Source organism: Dactylosporangium sp. McL0621 (genome assembly GCF_049995355.1).
In the GTDB taxonomy this organism is placed as follows: Bacteria; Actinomycetota; Actinomycetes; order Mycobacteriales; family Micromonosporaceae; genus Dactylosporangium.
The window spans coordinates 4,471,474-4,488,470 of record NZ_CP188259.1 but is presented as its reverse complement, the minus strand read 5'-3'; the positions used below and the strand labels follow the sequence as shown (position 1 = coordinate 4,488,470).

Annotated in this window: 14 protein-coding genes; 11 read left to right on the top strand and 3 right to left on the bottom strand. The window is 72.1% G+C overall.

Annotated features, from left to right (window positions below; all coding sequences use genetic code 11):
• The first annotated feature begins 21 nt into the window (after nucleotides 1-21).
• From ACPPVO_RS21345 to ACPPVO_RS21325, 5 genes are all read left to right on the top strand, one after another.
• Nucleotides 22-1,410 carry a ferredoxin reductase family protein gene (locus tag ACPPVO_RS21345; protein ID WP_426512963.1) on the top strand — a complete coding sequence of 463 codons (1,389 nt, stop codon included), beginning with the start codon at nucleotides 22-24 and terminating at the stop codon, nucleotides 1,408-1,410.
• Between the two features lie 11 nt (nucleotides 1,411-1,421).
• A complete protein-coding gene (locus ACPPVO_RS21340) occupies nucleotides 1,422-1,988 on the top strand; it encodes a hypothetical protein (RefSeq protein ID WP_426512962.1) in 567 nt (188 codons plus the stop codon).
• A gap of 31 nt (nucleotides 1,989-2,019) precedes the next feature.
• Nucleotides 2,020-2,778 carry an FAD:protein FMN transferase gene (locus tag ACPPVO_RS21335; protein WP_426514665.1) on the top strand — a complete coding sequence of 253 codons (759 nt, stop codon included), beginning with the start codon at nucleotides 2,020-2,022 and terminating at the stop codon, nucleotides 2,776-2,778.
• A gap of 612 nt (nucleotides 2,779-3,390) precedes the next feature.
• A complete protein-coding gene (locus ACPPVO_RS21330) occupies nucleotides 3,391-3,630 on the top strand; it encodes a hypothetical protein (RefSeq protein WP_426512961.1) in 240 nt (79 codons plus the stop codon).
• A gap of 341 nt (nucleotides 3,631-3,971) precedes the next feature.
• The gene (locus tag ACPPVO_RS21325) at nucleotides 3,972-4,679 is read left to right on the top strand and encodes a VIT1/CCC1 transporter family protein (RefSeq protein ID WP_426512960.1); all 708 of its coding nucleotides are present in this window, start codon (nucleotides 3,972-3,974) and stop codon (nucleotides 4,677-4,679) included.
• A 167-nt stretch (nucleotides 4,680-4,846) separates the two neighbouring features.
• Here the strand turns inward: ACPPVO_RS21325 and ACPPVO_RS21320 are convergent, their stop codons facing one another.
• The 3 genes from ACPPVO_RS21320 to ACPPVO_RS21310 form a co-directional block, all read right to left on the bottom strand.
• Entirely contained in the window at nucleotides 4,847-5,299 is a 453-nt protein-coding gene (locus ACPPVO_RS21320) for a DoxX family protein (protein WP_426512959.1), read from the bottom strand.
• 837 nt (nucleotides 5,300-6,136) lie between these two features.
• Entirely contained in the window at nucleotides 6,137-7,618 is a 1,482-nt protein-coding gene (locus tag ACPPVO_RS21315) for an FG-GAP repeat domain-containing protein (RefSeq protein WP_426512958.1), read from the bottom strand.
• A 77-nt stretch (nucleotides 7,619-7,695) separates the two neighbouring features.
• Nucleotides 7,696-8,391 carry a Clp protease N-terminal domain-containing protein gene (locus ACPPVO_RS21310; RefSeq protein ID WP_426512957.1) on the bottom strand — a complete coding sequence of 232 codons (696 nt, stop codon included), beginning with the start codon at nucleotides 8,389-8,391 and terminating at the stop codon, nucleotides 7,696-7,698.
• 212 nt (nucleotides 8,392-8,603) lie between these two features.
• Between ACPPVO_RS21310 and ACPPVO_RS21305 the strand changes: the two genes are divergently transcribed.
• The 6 genes from ACPPVO_RS21305 (at nucleotide 8,604) to ACPPVO_RS21280 (ending at nucleotide 16,920) form a co-directional block, all read left to right on the top strand.
• Nucleotides 8,604-9,779 (top strand): FAD-dependent oxidoreductase, encoded by a 1,176-nt coding sequence (locus tag ACPPVO_RS21305; protein ID WP_426512956.1) that lies wholly within the window; start codon nucleotides 8,604-8,606, stop codon nucleotides 9,777-9,779.
• Nucleotides 9,780-9,786: 7 nt separating this feature from the next.
• Nucleotides 9,787-12,990, top strand: a complete 3,204-nt coding sequence (locus ACPPVO_RS21300; protein WP_426512955.1) for a BTAD domain-containing putative transcriptional regulator — start codon at nucleotides 9,787-9,789, stop codon at nucleotides 12,988-12,990.
• Between the two features lie 71 nt (nucleotides 12,991-13,061).
• Nucleotides 13,062-13,451, top strand: a complete 390-nt coding sequence (locus tag ACPPVO_RS21295) for a GntR family transcriptional regulator (RefSeq protein WP_426512954.1) — start codon at nucleotides 13,062-13,064, stop codon at nucleotides 13,449-13,451.
• Entirely contained in the window at nucleotides 13,448-14,320 is an 873-nt protein-coding gene (locus ACPPVO_RS21290) for an ABC transporter ATP-binding protein (protein WP_426512953.1), read from the top strand. Before ACPPVO_RS21295 ends, ACPPVO_RS21290 begins: the two co-directional genes overlap by 4 nt.
• A gap of 5 nt (nucleotides 14,321-14,325) precedes the next feature.
• Nucleotides 14,326-15,372 (top strand): ABC transporter permease subunit, encoded by a 1,047-nt coding sequence (locus tag ACPPVO_RS21285; RefSeq protein ID WP_426512952.1) that lies wholly within the window; start codon nucleotides 14,326-14,328, stop codon nucleotides 15,370-15,372.
• A gap of 108 nt (nucleotides 15,373-15,480) precedes the next feature.
• Complete coding sequence (locus ACPPVO_RS21280) at nucleotides 15,481-16,920, top strand: hypothetical protein (protein ID WP_426512951.1); 1,440 nt, start codon at nucleotides 15,481-15,483, stop codon at nucleotides 16,918-16,920.
• Nucleotides 16,921-16,997: the final 77 nt, after the last annotated feature.

The window sequence follows — 16,997 nt, the reverse complement described above, 5'->3', positions numbered from 1 at the left end:
GGCCTGGTAAGAATCTCGGCGATGGAACCGACAAGGGCGTGGACCACTGCCGACCGGAGCGACGAGCGACCGACCGACCGGCACGGGCCGGGCCGGTACCGCACCGGCGACCGGCTGTTCTTCTACACGCTCTTCTACTTCGCTCTCGCGGTCAGCATCGAGGTGTGGTGGCTCAACACGCCGGGCGGCTCGCTGACCACGCCGGCCGACGCGCTGATCGCGGCGGGCCGCATCACGGGCATGGCCGGCGGGTTCGTCCTGCTGGTCCAGGTACTCATGATGAGCCGGGCGGCCTGGCTGGAGGCCTGGGTCGGCGCCCACGAGCTGCTCATCTGGCACCGTGCGCTCGGCGGCGCGGTGGTCGTCGTGGTGCTCGCGCACACCGGGCTCATCATCGTCGGCTACGCCGCGGCCGCCGGCACATCGCTGGTGTCGGAGACATGGAGCATGCTCAGCGCGTACCGCGACATGCTCAGCGCCTTCGCCGCCACCGGTCTGCTCGTTGCCATCGGGGTACTGGCCATCCGGGCCGTGCGCCGCCGGATCCGCTATGAGATCTGGTACTACCTGCATCTGGCCAGCTATCTCGTGCTGCTGCTCGGGTACGGCCACCAGTTCAGCGACGGCGCCGACCTGCAGTCGGGCTTTGCGCGGTGGTATTGGATCAGCCTGTACTGCTTCGTACTCGCCGCCCTCGTCTGGGGCCGGGTGGTGGAGCCACTCTGGCTGAACCTGCGCCACCGGTTCCGGGTGCTCGATGTCGTGCCCGAGGGCGCTGACATGATCTCGATCTACGTCGGCGGCCGCCGGCTGGACCGGCTCGACGCGCAGGCCGGGCAGTACTTCCGCTGGCGGTTCCTGACCCGCGGCGCCTGGTGGCAGGCGCACCCGTTCTCGCTGTCGGCGGCGCCGAACGCTGCGTGGCTACGCATCACGGTGAAGGTGGTCGGCGACCACACCGGCGACCTGCGCACCTTGGCGCCGGGCGTGCGCGTGTTCGCCGAGGGCCCTTCGGGCGCGTTCACCGCCGAGCGCCGGCTACGCCACGGCGCCCTGCTCATCGCCGGTGGCAGCGGCATCGCCCCGATCCGGGCCCTGCTGGACGACCTGCCGGCCGACACGGTGCTGCTCTTCCGGGCGCGCAGCCCGCAGGAACTGACGTTCCGGGCCGAGCTGGACGCCCTGGCGGCCGAACGCGGCATCGAGGTCTGGTACGTCCTCGGCGCCCGCGACGACCCCGGCCCTCGGCATGCGTTCACCCCCCGGGGGCTGCGCGAGCTGGTGCCGGACGTACGCCGCCGGGACGTGTACATGTGCGGCCCGGCCGGGCTGATCTCCACGTCCCGCCGGGCGCTTCGCCGGCTCCGGGTGCCCGGCCGGCAGATCCACCTGGATCCGTTCGAATTCTGAAGGAGACTGTTGTGCGTAGACCCGCCGCCGCGCTACTGGGCACCCTAGTCGGCACGGTGCTACTCGTCGGCGCGAAGTACGGCAGCGCGGCGCCGCCCGCGAACGCCGGCGATCCGGTCGCCGCGGACGACGCCAGTGCGTCCGGCGCCGGCCCTGACACTTCGGCCAGCCCCTCGTTCGGCCCGGGCGCGACGCCGGGCAAGGCCCCGACGACCGGGAACACGCTCGCGTCCGGCAAGGCCGCCTCCCCGACGCCGGGGCGCACCGCCGGCGGGCCCCCCACCACCGCGGCGACCGCCTGCACCACGAAGTCCGGCGCCGCGGCGACCGTCGCCGAGCCCGGTGTCGGTACGGTCACGGTCACGGTCCAGGTCTGCGGCGGCGCCCTGAAGACCGCCTCCGCCGCCCAGAGCCGCTCCAACTGGAGCAAGAACACCGCGGCGATCCCGGCGCTGAATACCCTCGCCGTGCAGAACTACAAGACCAACTTCTCCGCGATCCACTACTCGGGGGCGACGCTGACCAGCAACGCATACCAGAACTCGCTGCGCTCGGCGCTGAACCAGGCAGGCATCTGACGTGACCGGGCTGCGCCGCCACGAGCTGGTGATGGGCACCATGGTGGCGATCGAAATCGCCGATCCGCTGCCCCCGGCCACCCTGGGCGGCCTCGCGGAGGACTTCTTCGCCTGGATGCGGGAGGTCGACGCACGCTTCAGCACCTACCGGGACGACAGCGAGGTCAACCGGGTGGAGCGGGGCGAGCTGCGCCCCGCCGACGGCACCCCGCACCTGCGCGCCGTGCTCTCCACATGCGCGGAACTGTGGCGGACTACCGACGCCTACTTCGACGTGTACGCGACCGGCCGCCTCGACCCGTCGGGCTACGTCAAGGGCTGGGCTGCGGAGATCGCCTCTGCCCGCCTCGCCGCGGCAGGCAGCACGAACCACTTCATCAACGCCGGCGGCGACGTCCGCGTACGCGGCCACTACGCGCCCGGCCGCCCCTGGTCAATCCCCTTGCGCCATCCCTGGGACCCCGACGGAGCGTTCCTGGTCCTGACCGGTACGGACCTCGCGGTGGCGACGTCGGGCACGTACGCCCGTGGTTTCCACGTGATCAACCCGCGCACCGGCCACCCGGCGCGGGACCTGCGCTCGGTCACCGTGGCCGGCCCGGACCTCGGCCTGGCCGACGCCTACGCCACCGCAGCAGTGGCGATGGGCCGGCCCGGCCTGCGCTGGCTGGCCGAGCTGCCCGGGTACGAGATCGCCGTCGTCACCGAGGACGGCGAGGGTTTCACCTCTCCCGGTCTGCCGGTCGCCCCGGCCGACGTGGTCGCCGCGGCTACGCCGCCGTCACCCTGACGGCGGCACCGGGCCGGTGGTCTGTTCGAGGATGCCGTCTCATCCCCGGCATCTTCGCGGCTTCGGCGAGATCACCACGGCCCCGCCATTGCCGCAGTTGCCCACCACTCCCGGATGTCCACCGCGCTGCTGACCCGTGGAATCCCTCTCACGATCGCGGCCTCTGGTGCAGCACGACTGCGCTGCGCGGCCCGCCGCAAGATCGCGAAGCTCAGCCAGCCATGGCACATGGACACCCAAGGCACCCGTCTATGGCGCCCTTGAAAGCGGAGTTCACAAACTCACGAATACAGGCATCAGCGCACCCGGGATGGGTCCCAAGGAGGCTCATAGCTAGGGCTTCAAACCCACGGACATAGCCACGCCGGCTCACCGTGAACACTCCTCCGTCCAGCATGCCCGCGAGAGAGCTGCGCAGACCCGGGCTCCCCGCCTGTCAACGCCGGCCTGTCCGGCCCGGACGGCGCGCAGCAGGCGGCCGGAGCCGGTATCGAGGTCGTCGGTCCTGCGCACCGGGACTATCGGCCCTGCACATCGACGCACTCTGGTCCCAGCATGGGTACAGGCCAACGACGGCAGCGGGAGGATCCGATGTGGTCGGCACTTCGAGACATGCTCAACAGCGCGAAGGAAGCCCTGGGTGTCGAGGTTCCCGCGGTTTCCGACCCGGCAGCGGTCGCTGAGGTGGTGAGCGGCGCGACTGATCAGGCGAGCCAAGCAGCTACCGACGCTTCCGGCGCCGCAGCGGGCGCCGCGACCGAGACGATCAGCGCTGCGGGCGAGGCAGCTATCACGGCAGGCGAGCAGCTGACCAGCAGACTGTCGGACCTGCTCGGCCGCATAGGCGGCTGAACGACGGCGTATCCGGAGGGGCCAACGGTGCGCACCCTCCTGCAACACCTCTGAGCATGCATCGACAGCCCGCGGGGCAAGCGCCTGGTCGCCGACCACCGGCGACAACGTACTGAACCGGCGAACCGGCAGAAGGGCCAGACGGCTGCTCGATAAGCTATGCGCAGGGTGGCACCCGAAGCCGGTGGCGCCGGGCCTGCTCAACCGTCGGGGGCGCCGTTCCAGGGCGGGCACCGGGGGCGGTTGCAGCTGTCATCGTCCGGCCGCGCCGCACGGTCCGGAGACGGCCGGCCGGGCGGTGCTCGGCCGTGACAGAACCGCTATGTACGCAAGGAGCCGTCGTGGTCACGCACCCCGGGGAACCGCACGACGCCGCCGTGTCAGGCCGGCTGAACTGGCTGCGGGCCGGGGTGCTGGGGGCCAACGACGGTATCGTGTCGACCGCCGGTCTGGTCGTCGGCGTGGCAGGCGCGACGACCTCCACAGCGCCGATCTTGACCGCGGGTGTCGCCGGGCTGGTGGCGGGTGCGGTCTCCATGGCGTTGGGCGAGTACGTGTCGGTCAGCAGTCAGCGTGACACCGAACGGGCGCTGCTGGACAAGGAGCGCGGCGAGCTGGCCGCATCCCCCGAGCGCGAGTTCGAGGAGCTCGTCTCGCTCTATGCGGCCAAGGGACTCAGTGAGGGGACCGCCCGCCAGGTGGCGCGAGAGCTGACCGACAGGGACGCGTTCGCGGCCCACGCCGACATCGAACTGCGCCTCGACCCCGAGGAACTCACGAATCCGTGGCACGCAGCGGTCGCGTCCGCGACGGCCTTCACGATCGGATCGCTGCTGCCGCTGACCGCCATCGTGCTGCCCCCGGCCGAGATCCGAGTCGGGGCCACCTTCAGCGTGGTCGTCGCCGCGCTGGCCGCGACCGGCTACCTCAGTGCACGGCTCGGCGGCGCCCGGCCGGGACGCGCGGTGCTGCGTCTGGTCCTGGGCGGCGCGGCCGGCATGGCCATCACCTACGGCATCGGGGCACTGGTCGGAACCGCTATCGGATGACCAGCGCCCCCGGTGCGCCGACGTTGCTGCCCGTCCAAGGCGTGCGGATGCGATGCCCGCCTTGTGCTCGAGGCGCGGCTGAAGGCCGGCGACTCACCCACGTTCGACGCAGTTCCACGCCGGCCGTAAACCGAGTCGCTGTGCTGCGGCTAGAGCCGGTCCGGCGGTCACGGCATTTGGACGGCGGATTCGCTGTCGGCGGCTTGAAACGCCGATGACGTGCCGCGCGCCCGACGCACGCCGTCGACCGACCACGGCCCGGCCCCCACGACGGCGATGGCCAGGAACGCCCAGCAGAACAGGGCCGGAGCATCACCGCCGTTCTCCAGCGGCAGCAGCCCGTGCGGCTGGTGCACCGTGAAGTACGCGTAGGCCATGGACCCGGAGGCGAGGATGGCCGCCGGTACCGTCAGCAGGCCGAGCAGCACGAGCAGGCCGCATACCAGCTGAATGACGCCGGCGTACCACCCGGGCCAGGTGCCCACCGCCGCAGCGTGACCGCTGCCTCGGTTGCCGCCGAAGACGCCGAACACCGTCGATGCGCCGTGCAGGGCGAACAGCAGTCCGATCACGATCCGGAACAGCGCCCAGACGGCTTCCGTGAAGTGATTTCCGCGCATGCCTGGTCCTCTCACTCCGCAATCAACATACAAGTCGATTGTTTTCCTAAACGACCAGGCCATAGATGTCAATCAATTCGATGCGGATCGTCGTCCATGCCGGACCGGATGGCGACTCCAGACGCGGCGGTTGTACCGACTGGGCGCTCTGGAGCTGCCGCTCGCGGAAACCTGGGAGGGTGAACGTTGCCGATCAGCCCACCGGCCGGGGTGAAAGATTCGGGCTGCCGCCGGTGCGGCTGCTGGGTCCGCTCAATGTCGCGGTGCCGGCCATCGCGTTCGCGATGCTCTGGCTGCTGGTGGGCCCGCCAGCCGGTGAAGGCTGGGTGTCCTTCGCCGGGCAGCCGGCCGGCGCCGAGGCGGGACTGCTCGTGTCCGTCGGGATAGCGCTGATCTCACTGCTGCCGGTGGTCGAAGTGTGGTTCGACGGCATCGACCGGGCCGCGATCTGGCATCGCCGCCTGTCGGTGGCCGGCCTGGTCCTGACGCAGATCTGTAGAACCCGACGACGACCGACAGTCGGCGCGACACGGTGGACGGCTGGTAGTAGCGCACATCCTGCGGCCAGCGCACATAGCGTTCGATGTCGATCCAAACCGCGGCGAGCGGGCCGAGGTCCTGGTCGACGCTCACCGCCGGGGCGGGATTCGTGTTCCAGTACGCCGAAACCACGCCGGCCGCTGACCTGGACCGTTCGTTGCGGGCTGCCCACATGGTGGGTCGAGAAGGAACAGATGCCTGACCCTCTGACGGCGCAGGTCCCGGCAGCGCGCGGGTCCCGCGCCGGTGTGGCGCGGGACCCGGCTGGCTGTTCGTGTGGTCAGTCTGGTCGTGTGGTCAGTCGAGGAGGGTGAAGACGTTCCAGCCGGAGCCGATCTGGACGGCGGGGTCCCAGGAGGTGCCGTCGATGGCGGTGACCCCGCTCTTGTGGGGGTAGGCCTTGAGCAGGCCGTTGCCGGCGGTGGTCCGGCCGATGATTTCGGGCAGGCCGTCGTTGGTCAGATCGCCGTAGAGGACGGCGTCGTAGATGTTCCAGCCCGATCCGATCTGCAGCGCCGCGTCCCAGGAGGTGCCGGCGATGGCGGGGGTGTTCGCCTTGTGCGGGTAGGCCTTCAGCAGCCCGTTCCCGGCGGTGGTGACACCGAGCAGCTCCGGGTACCCGTCACGGTTGAGGTCAGCCAGGGCGATGGTGGCGTAGATGTCCCACCCGGACCCGATCTGCACCGCCGGGTCCCAGGAGGTGCCCTGGATCGCGGTCACCCCGGCCTTGTGCGGGTAGGCCATCAGCAGCCCGTTCCCGGCGGTGGTCCGGCCCAGCAGCTCCGGCAGTCCGTCGTGGTTGAGGTCAGCCACGAACACCTGGTCGTAGACGTTCCACCCCGACCCGATCTGATACGGGGCGTCCCAGGAGGTGCCCGCGATCGCGGTCACCCCGTGCTTGTGCGGGTACACCATCAGGATGCCGTTCCCGGTCGGATTCACCGCCACGATCTCTGGCAGGCCGTCATTGTCCAGATCCGCGAACAGGAACTGGTTGAAGATGTTCCACCCCGAACCGATCTGGATCGGGTTGTCCCACGCCGTCCCCGCCACCGACGTCACACCCGCCTTGTGCGGATACGCATGCAGGCTCCCATCAGCCTTGCGACCGATCAGCTCCGGCAGACCGTCACCGTTGAGATCGGCGAGCTGCCGCCCCGGCTGCACCTGCACTTCCGGGGTGTCGTCGACGATCTTCTTGTACCGGCGCGCGACGTAGTCCGACATCGGGTGGCTGCCGATCGTGTCGTCGCTGAAGGACTTTCCGGTGTACTTCACGATCGGGGTGCCGCCGAAGCTGTAGATCCAGAAGTGCGTCTTCGCCGCGTCCTCCCAGCCGCCGAAGATGACGACGTGGTCCGACGACTCGTCCGAGTGGCGCACCACGTCGTCGAGGATGTCGCCGGGCAGGAGCTGGCTCCGGCTGATGGCGACGGTGACGTCGGAGTCCATGAGGCCTGTCGTGTTCGGGTCCGAGCCCAGGTGCCAGGCCATGTCCACGTAGCCGGAGCAGTCCCGGCGGTATTCGCGCGAGTGCGTGCCGTCCCAGGTCTTGAGTCCCTGGTCGTACGTCAGGTCCGAGTCGTTGCGGCGGTTGTACCAATTGGTGGCCCGGCTGATCACCTCGGAGCGGGTGATCGTGCCACCGATGCTGCTGGCCGCGGCGGCCGGCTGGGCATCGATCGTGAACTGCACCACGACGGCGGCGAGGCTCGCCACCACCAGGGCGGTCGTCGACGCGAGCACACGCCGTGCGCGCCGGGGACCGGGGTTGTTCATGTCGTCTCCCTTCGACAGAGAGACGATGTTCGATACCACTGCAGTTCCGCTGTAACGGCGCTGCAGCGGCATCGCACCTACGCCAGGGCGGCGCCGATCGACGCCTCGGCGGTGGCCTTGTCGAGGCCGAGGGCGGTGAGGATGCCGGTACCGTCCTCGAGCTCCAGCAGCCCGAGCAGGATGTGTTCGGTGCCCACGTGCTGGTGGCTCAGCCGCAGCGCCTCCCGGAACGTCAGCTCCAGCGCCTTCTTCGCCTGAGCGTCGAACGGGATGAGCGCGGGCAGGGACTCGGCGGCCGGCGGCAGCGTCGCGGTCGCCGCCTGCCGGACGGCGTCGAGCGACACGCCCTGCGCGACGATGGCCCGCGCGCCGAGCGCGGCCGGGTCCGCCGCCAGGCCGAGGATCAGGTGCCCGACGCCGATGTGGTCGCTGCCCCGGGTGCGGGCCTCCTCCTGGGACGCCACGACGACCTTGCGGGCCCGGTCGGTGTACCGGCTGAACTGCTGGGCGGCGTCCTCACCCTTGGCCACGAACCGCTTCTGGGCCGCCTGCTTGGTGACGCCCATGCTGCGGCCGATCTCCGTCCACGAGGCGCCGGAGCGGCGGGCCTGGTCCACGAAGTGGCCGATGAGGTGGTCGGCCACGTCGCCGAGGTGGTCGGCGGTGAGCACGGCGTCGGAGAGCTGGTCGAGGACGGCGGGGTGGGTCTTCTTGATGGCCTCGATCAGGTCGTCGAGCCGGATCGCGTTGGTGACGGGTTCGGTGGGCGTCATGCGTCAACCATAGGTTGACGCATGTGTGACGTCAACCCGAGGTTGACGCAGTGATGATCGATATCGAGGGTGCCGACACGTCGGTCGGCGCCGACTTTCCCGGCGTGTCTGGCCGCACCCCGACCATCCTTGGACGATGCATGCACGGCCCCGCCGACCACGTGTCGGTGCCGTGTCGCCACCGTGTCGGCCGGACCGTGCACGGTTCCCGCATGAACACACCAGTCACGATCGTCGGCGCCGGGCTCGGCGGCCTCACTCTGGCCCGCGTCCTGCACCTGCACGGCATTCCCGCCACCGTGTACGAGGCCGAGGCCTCCCCCACGTCCCGCGCCCAGGGCGGCATGCTCGACATCCATGACTACAACGGCCAGGTCGCGCTCGCCGCGGCCGGACTGACGGCACAGTTCCACCGCCTTGTGCTGCACGGCCGTGAGTCGTACCGTGTCGTCGACCGGGACGGCACGGTGTTGTACGACAAGCCCGACGACGGCTCCGGTGACAGCCCCGAGGTCCAGCGGGCCGCGCTGCGCGGGCTGCTGCTCGACTCGCTTCCGGCCGGTACCGTCCGCTGGGGCCACAAGGTCATCGCCGTGAACGCTCCCAGCGACAGCGGCGCCGCCGTGAACGCTCCCGGTGACCCGGGACTCGCCGTGAACGCTCCCAGCGAAGGGCGCCACGAGGTGCACTTCGCCGACGGCACGTCCGTCGTCACGGCCATGCTCGTCGGCGCGGACGGAACCTGGTCCCGGGTGCGGCCCCTGCTCAGCGACGCCGTGCCGCAGTACGGTGGCGGCTCGGCGATCGAGACCTTCCTGTTCGACGGCGACAACCGCCATCCGGCCACGGCGAAGGCGGTCGGCGGCGGGTCGCTGTTCGGGTTCGACCAGGCCGCGAGCGGCAAGCTGTTCCTGGTGCACCGGGAGAGCGACGGGAACCTGCACGCGTACCTGTGGCTGGCCCGGCCGCTGGAATGGTTCGCCGCCATCGACTTCACCGATCCCGCCGCGGCGACCGCCCGGATCGCGCAGGAGGTCGACGGCTGGGCCCCCGAGCTGACCGCGCTGATCACGGCGAGCGACACGGCCCCCGTCCACCGGCCCCACTTCGGGCTGCCGGTCGACCACCGGTGGGAGCGGCAGGCGGGGGTGACCCTGCTCGGCGACGCCGCCCACGTGCAGCCGCCGAACGGCGAGGGGGCCAACCTGGCCATGCTCGACGGGGCCGAGCTCGGCGCGGCCATCGCCGCGGGCTCCGAGGCGGCGCTCGCGGCGTACGAGGAGGCGATGTTCGCCCGCAGCGCCGCGGCCGCCGCCGAGGGCGTCGCCATGAACGCCGTGCTCCTGGGCGACGACGCCGCCCGGAACCTGATCAGCCTGCTGCGATGATGGGAGCGTGCGGATCACGACGCTCGGCCCCCTCGCGGTGGACGGCCGCCCCGTGCGGGGCGACCGGCTCGCCGCCGTGATCCGCGAGCTCCTCGAGGCCCGGGGCCGCGCCGTCTCGACCGGTCCGCTGGTGGCCGCGGTCTGGCTCGGCGAACCGCCCGACGACGCCGCCGGCGCGGTGCAGGCCCTGGTCGGCCGGGTGCGGCGGCTCGGCCTGCCGGTGCTCACCGCGCCCGGCGGGTACCGCATCCCGGCCGACGAGGTGCAGATCGACGCCGTCACGGCCCGCGGGCTGGCCGACCGGGGACGGCGGGCGCTGGCGGAGGGCGACGCGGCCCGGGCGCAGGGTTGGGCCGACGAGGCGCGGGCGCTGTTCCCGGACGTACCGGAGCTGGACGACGGCGGCACCGCCCGGCTCTTCGGCGACGTCGTGACGCTGCGGGCCGAGGCCGCACTGGCCGCCGGCGGCCCGTTCGAGGAGGCGGACCTGCGCCGGCTGGCCGCCCGGGTGCCGCCCGACGAGCCGGCCGCCGCGGTACTCGTGCGGGTGCTCGCGGCCCAGGGGCGCGACGCCGAGGCCCTCGACCTGGTCGAGCGGGTGCGCGCGGAGCTGGCCGAGCGGTACGGGGCCGACCCGTCGCCCGCGCTCGCCGAGGCGCACCTGGCGCTGCTGCGCGGCAGGCTGACGCCCGCACGGCCGCACCTCCCGGCCGCCTGGCGCCGGGCCATGACCCCGCTGGTGGGCCGCGACACCGATCTCGCCGCCGTCCGCCGGGCGCTGCTCGCGGCGCCGCTGGTGACCGTCGTCGCGACCGGCGGGGCCGGCAAGACCCGGCTCGCCGCCGAGATCGCCCGCACCGTCGGCGGGTCCCGGCCCGTGCGCGTCGTCGAGCTGGCCGGCCTGCGCTCCCCCGCCGAGGTACGGCCCGCCGTCCTCGCGGTCCTGCCCGACCCCCGCGGGCCCGGCGATCTCGACGGGCTCCTCGTGCTCGACAACTGCGAACACGTCCTCGACGCCGCCGCGGCCGTCGTGGCCGACCTGCTGGCCGCGGCGCCGCCCGAGTTCGGGGTGCTCGCCACCAGCCGGGCGCCGCTGGGCCTGATCGGGGAGGTCGTCCACCGGCTGCCCGCGCTGCCCGACGACGAGGCGCTCGCCCTCCTCGACGCCCGGGTACGGGCCGGGGGCGCGACGCCGGCCTGGCGGCGCGACCGGGCGCTGGCCCTCTGCCACCGGCTCGACAACCTGCCGCTCGCCCTCGAACTGGCCGCGGCCCGGCTGCGGCACATGCCGATCGAGGACGTACTGGCGGGGCTCGGCGACCGGTTCGCGCTGCTCGACGACGCGCTGCGCGGACTGCCCGACCGGCACACCAGCCTGTGGGCGATGGTCGACTGGAGCCGCGAGCTGCTCGAGCCCGCCGAGCGGGACCTGCTGGAGCGGCTGGCCGTCATCCCGGCCCCGTTCACCACGGAGCTCGCCCTCGCCGTTACGGACGCTTCCGGTGTACCGCGGGGGCTGGCGATCCTGGCCGAGCAGTCCCTGCTGCGCCTCGAAGGGGACCGGTACCGGATGCTGGAGACGGTCCGCGAGTACGGCGAGGCCCGGCTCGACGCCGCCGGCGGCCGCGAGGACGCCTTGGCCGGGCTCGCCGGGTGGGGCGTGCGGCGGGCCGTGGCGCTGGCCGCCGACCTCATCGGCCCCGCGCAGATCGAGGCGCTGCAAGGCTGCGCGGCCGACCAGGACAACCTGGTGGCCGCCCTGCGATGGGCGTTGGAGCACGACGACGAACCGGCCGCGGTCGACATCGCCCATGCCCTGTTCCACCTGTGGACGGTGCGCGGCCAGCACCTCGAGGCCAGCGCCTGGGCGCGCTCCCTGCTGCACCTCGACGACCCGGCCGCACGGCGGCGCTCGGCGATCCGGCACGGCGCGGCCGCCGGGCGTCCGCTGCCGCACGCCGACCGGCTCGCATGGCTGTGTGTGCTGATCGGCGTCAACGCCGGCAACACCGGCCCGCTGCGGCTCAGCGCGCTGACCCGCCGCGCCCTGCGCGTCGTGCTCGCCGAGCGCCCCGGCGACATCTCACCCCGCACCGCCGCGCTGGCGTCGACGCTGCCGGGGCTGGAGCAGGCGGACCCCGACAAGAGCCTGGCCGACGCCGCGGCCCTCATCGGCCACCCCGACCCGTACGTGCAGGGCATGGGTCACTTCATCCGCGCCGTCCTCATCGAGAACACCGGCCCCCGCCTGGACGCGGCCGGCGACGCCGAGCAGGCCTACCGCCGCTTCGAGGCCGTCGGCGACCACTGGGCGATGGGGATGGCCGCCCAGGCCGCCGGGCACGCGACGAGCGCCGGCCCCGACCCGCGCACCGACGAGTGGCTGCGGCGCAGCCAGCGGCACCTGGAACTGGTCGGCGCGGCCGAGGACGCCCGCTGGGCCCGGGTGCTGCGCGACACCCAGCTGGCCCTCGCGGGCGACACCGAGGCCGAACGCCGGCTGCTGTCGATCGCCGGCGCGGAACCGCTCGACGAGGTCGACGCCTGCCAGGCCGGGCTCGGCCTGGCCCAGCTGGCCTGGCAACGCGGCCGGTACGACGAGGCGCTGGCCCGGGCCGACGCGCTGCTGCGAGCGACCGCGGGCGTGGGCGCGGCCGACCCGGCGCTGCCCCGAACCGTGCTCCGGGTCGCGGCCGCCGTCATCCACCTGTGGGTCGCCGACGCCCGCCCGAGGCAGGGGCCGACCGCAGACGCCGACGCGCCCAACACAAGCGGCGCGACCGCGGACACCGACGCCGACGCGCACGCCACCGACGCGCGCAACACAAGCGGCGCGACCGCGGACGCCGACGCGCCCAACACAAGCGGCGCGAACGCGGACACCGACGCACGCGCCACCGACGCCCTGCGCCGCTGCCGCGCCGAAGTCCTCGCCGCCCACGACCGCCCGCTGCTCGGAGCGTGGGCGATGGGCGGCGCCGAGCTCGCCGCCTTCCGCGGCGACGACACCGCCGCCCGCGAGCTGTGGGCGATGGCGACCCGCGTCGGCGCGAACGTCAGCCTGTTCTTCCCGCTGGGCCGCGGCGCACGCCTCGCGGCCGCCCTGGGCGACGAGACGAGCCGCGAGCCCCTGCTGGCCGCGGCCAGCGGCGTGACCGGCGCCGTCGCCTACGGCCGCATCGGCGCGCTCATGGCTCACCTGCTCGCGTAAGCCGGCTTGACACACGCCCCCGCCCCCGTCCATCCTGATTTCACTAGTAACCTAGTGGAACAGGATTACGGGTGATCGACTTCCACCTCGACGCGCGCTCGGGGATCGCCCCCTACCTGCAGCTCGTCCGGCAGGTGCGGCAGGCGCTGCTCCTGGGGCTGCTCACCGAGGGCGACCAGCTGCCCACGGTCAAGGAAGTGGTCGCGAAGGTGGCGATCAACCCGAACACCGTGAGCAAGGCGTACCGCGAGCTCGAGCACCAGGGCCTGGCCGCGGCCAAGCCCGGCGTCGGCACCTTCATCACCCGATCGCTCGGCCACGCATCGCTCACCGAGCACGGCCCGCTGCAGCAGGAGCTGCGCGCCTGGATGGACAAGGCCCGCGCGGCCGGGCTGACCGAGCCGGGCATCGAGGCGATGTTCCAGAACACCCTGCGCGAGAGCGCCGAAGAGGAGACATGAACGCGATCCTGCAAGCCCATGCGCTGGGCAAGCGCTACCGTCAGCGCCAGGCGCTGGCCGACTGTACCCTCGAGCTCCCGCCGGGGCACGTGGTCGGTCTCGTCGGGCCCAACGGCGCGGGCAAGACCACGCTGCTGAAGATCGCCTGCGGCATGCTCGCGCCGACCACGGGGCGGATCGAGGTGCTGGGCGAACAGCCCACCGGCGGCACGGCGCAGCTGGCCCGGGTCGGGTACGTCGCCCAGGACACCCCCACCTACCCGGGCCTGTCCGTCGCCGACCACCTGAAGTTCGGCGCCAAGATGAACCCGGGCTGGGACGCGAGGCTCGCCCAGGACCGCGTCGAGCAGCTCGGCCTCAACCTGAAGCAGAAGGCGGGCAAGCTCTCCGGCGGGCAGCGCGCCCAGCTGGCCCTGACCGTCGCGGTGGCCAAGCGGCCCGAGCTGCTCATCCTCGACGAGCCGGTCGCGAGCCTGGACCCGTTGGCCCGCCGCGGTTTCCTGCGCCACCTGATGGAGTCGGTCGCCGAGCACGGCACCAGCGTCATCCTCTCCTCGCACCTGGTCTCCGACCTCGAGCGCGTCTGCGACTACCTGGTCGTGCTGGTCTCCTCCCGCGTCCAGCTCGCCGGCGAGACCGACGACCTGCTCGCGCAGCACCACCGGATCGTGTGCTCGCGGCGCGAGGCGTCCGAGCTGCCGGCCGGGGTCGAGGTCATCTCGGCGGAGCACACGGACCGGCAGTCGCGGTTCGTCGTACGCAGTGAGCGCGAGCTACCCGCCGGGGACTGGTCCGCCGAACACCTCGAGCTGGAGGACCTCGTGCTGACGTACATGGAGCGGTCGCAACCGACGGGAGCAGCACGATGATCTGGGTGACCTGGCGGCAGTTCCGGGCCCCGGCCCTCACCGGCGCGGCCCTGGTCGCCGCGGCCGCGATCGGCTTCCTGATCACCGGGCTGCGGATGCACCACACCTACGCCGCGGACCTGGCCGCGTGCGCCCCCCTGCACGCCTGCGACGGCACCACCCCGGCCGCGCGGGCGCTGGGGGCCCAGTTCTCCCACCTGCAGCGCGGTTACGAGCCCATGTTCGAGCTCCTGCAGCTCCTCGTGGTCGCGGTACCGGCCCTCCTCGGCCTGTTCTGGGGCGCGCCCCTGGTCGGCCGGGAGCTGGAGACCGGTACCCACCAGCTCGCCTGGGGCCAGACCGTCACCCGCACCCGCTGGCTCGCGGTCAAGGTCGCCGTCGTCGGCGCCGCCGCGGTCGCGACCGCCGGGGTCTTCAGCTGGCTGCTGACGTGGTGGGCCGGGCCGCTGGACGAGCTCAACGGGGGCCGGTGGGCGGCGATGACCTTCGCGTCGCGTGGCATCGTCCCGCTCGGCTACGCCGCGTTCGCCTTTGCCCTCGGTACCACCGCGGGCCTATTGCTGCGCCGGACCATCCCGGCCATGGCCGTCACCCTCGCGGCGTTCGTCGTCATCCAGATCTTCTTCCCGGCCGTCGTCCGGCCGCACCTGCTGCCGCCGACCACCGTCAGCTACCCGATCAACCAGGACCTCGTGAGCCGGGCCCAGGGCATCGACTTCCGCAACGACACGGCGGACATCGCCCTCCTCAACCTGCCCGTCCCGCCGGGCACGTGGGTGACCGACGCCCCGCCGATCGAGGACTCCTCCGGTCACGCGGTCGCCGCGGCCGCGCACCCCGAGTGCTTCCCGGGCCTGGGCTCCGACGAGGTGACGACCGACTTCGCCGACAGCGGCACCTGCCTCGCCCGGTACGACCTGCACCAGACCGTCTCGTACCAGCCGGCGAGCCACTACTGGCCCATGCAGTGGGTGGAGACCGGGATCTTCCTCGTCCTCGGCGCGGCCCTGGTCGGCTTCTCCTTCTGGTGGATCCGCCGCCGGCAGAACTGAGGTGGCCGGCGGCCCCCGTCGTCGATGCGGATGCATCGGCTGGAGAGGCTGACTTCCGCGGCACGTCATGTATCTTGTGGCGTGCCCAAACGCCTGACCCCTGCGGCCATGTCCCTTGTGGTGGCGGCACCCTTCGTGTACCTGGTCCAAGCCGTGGTCCGGCGGTGGGTCAACGTGCCGTTCAATGACGACTGGGACTTCTACTGGATCGTGAAGGCCCAGCACGACGGACGGCTCGACTTCGCGGCCTTCTACGCCCAGCACAACGAGCATCGAATCCTGTGGCCCAACCTGGTCATGTTCGCGCTGGCGTCGATCAGCAACTGGGACATCCGGCTCCAGCTGGCGTTCAGCCTGTTCGTCGCGGCGCTGACCTTCGTCCTGCTCGCCCTGATGATCCGGCACACGATGACCGGCCCGGACGGCACCGGGCGGGAGCGGGGACTGCACTGGTGGCAGTTCACCGCCATGTTCCTGACCAGCGTCATCGTCTTCGCCCCGACCGCGGTGCAGAACTGGCTGTGGGGCTGGCAGATCGAGTGGTTCATGAGCGTCGCCGGGATCGTCCTGGCCGTCTGGGCGCTGGGCTCCTGGCGGACCGCGCAGCCGTGGAAGCAGGTCCTGGTCGCGGTGCTCGGCGCCACCCTGGCCACGTTCTCCCTCGGCGGCGGAATGCTGGTCTGGATCGCCGGCCTGCCGCTCTTCGCGTTCGCCCGCCGGCTGTGGCGCTGGTCCCTGGTGTGGGTCGCCGCCGCCGCGATCGAGATCAAGCTCTACTACACGGACTACTTCGACATGGGCGGCGAGTCGCCCCTCCACGTGATCGTGACGCAGCCGGTGGGACTGGCCCGGTACGGCGCCGTGTACCTGACGCGCGTGCTGATGGGCCCGTTCGACCAGCACCGCTCGAACGTGCTGGCCCTCGGGCTGGTGCTGCTGCTGATGGTCAGCGTCGGGTACGTGCTCCTGCGGCACCGTTCGCAGTTCGTCACCCTGGTCCCGTGGCTGTGCCTCGGCCTGGTCGCGATCGGCTCGGCCGTCGTCACCGGAGCCGCCCGGCTGGTCTACGGGTACCACCAGGCGTTCTCCAGCCGCTACACCACGATCTCGCTGCTGTTTGTCGTGGCCATCCTGGTGATCTCGACCAAGGCGGCCCAGCTCGCCTGGACACCGGCTCCATCCGATCAAGCCGATGCGCCGGAGCCGGGCGCCGACGCCGAGCCGGCCCCCGCAGGTGCGGGGGTGGCAATGGCCGTGGCCACCGCCGTGCCGGTCAAGGCCCGCCCGAGCGTCGTCACCCGGACCGCGCAGGTGGTGCCGGCCCTCGGCATCCTGACGATGATGCTCGCGTACGCGCAGTGCCACGGCGCGGTGATGCGGGATATGGACGGGTTCTCCTCCTACCAGCATCGCGCCCAGGACTGCGCGAGGACCGCCTCCAGCCCCGCCGACGGATGCCTCCTGCTCCTCTATCCGGTCCAGGACATGGCCTGGGAACGGCTGGAGTTCATGCGTTCGATCGGCTGGGTGGTACCGAGGAGCCGGTAACAAAGCGCGGCGATTGTGGCGGCGGCCTGGAACGAGGCTGTGGTTTGAGCCGGCTGAGGCCGCGCGGCGCTCAACCC

What these genes read in the sequence shown, in the direction of transcription:
- ACPPVO_RS21345 (WP_426512963.1), top strand. Translation starts at nt 22, where the DNA reads ATGGAACCGACAAGGGCGTGGACCACTGCCGACCGGAGCGACGAGCGA.
- ACPPVO_RS21335 (WP_426514665.1), top strand. Translation starts at nt 2,020, where the DNA reads ATGGGCACCATGGTGGCGATCGAAATCGCCGATCCGCTGCCCCCGGCC.
- ACPPVO_RS21330 (WP_426512961.1), top strand. Translation starts at nt 3,391, where the DNA reads ATGCTCAACAGCGCGAAGGAAGCCCTGGGTGTCGAGGTTCCCGCGGTT.
- ACPPVO_RS21320 (WP_426512959.1), bottom strand. Translation starts at nt 5,299, where the DNA reads ATGCGCGGAAATCACTTCACGGAAGCCGTCTGGGCGCTGTTCCGGATC.
- ACPPVO_RS21315 (WP_426512958.1), bottom strand. Translation starts at nt 7,618, where the DNA reads ATGAACAACCCCGGTCCCCGGCGCGCACGGCGTGTGCTCGCGTCGACG.
- ACPPVO_RS21310 (WP_426512957.1), bottom strand. Translation starts at nt 8,391, where the DNA reads ATGACGCCCACCGAACCCGTCACCAACGCGATCCGGCTCGACGACCTG.
- ACPPVO_RS21305 (WP_426512956.1), top strand. Translation starts at nt 8,604, where the DNA reads ATGAACACACCAGTCACGATCGTCGGCGCCGGGCTCGGCGGCCTCACT.
- ACPPVO_RS21290 (WP_426512953.1), top strand. Translation starts at nt 13,448, where the DNA reads ATGAACGCGATCCTGCAAGCCCATGCGCTGGGCAAGCGCTACCGTCAG.
- ACPPVO_RS21280 (WP_426512951.1), top strand. Translation starts at nt 15,481, where the DNA reads ATGTCCCTTGTGGTGGCGGCACCCTTCGTGTACCTGGTCCAAGCCGTG.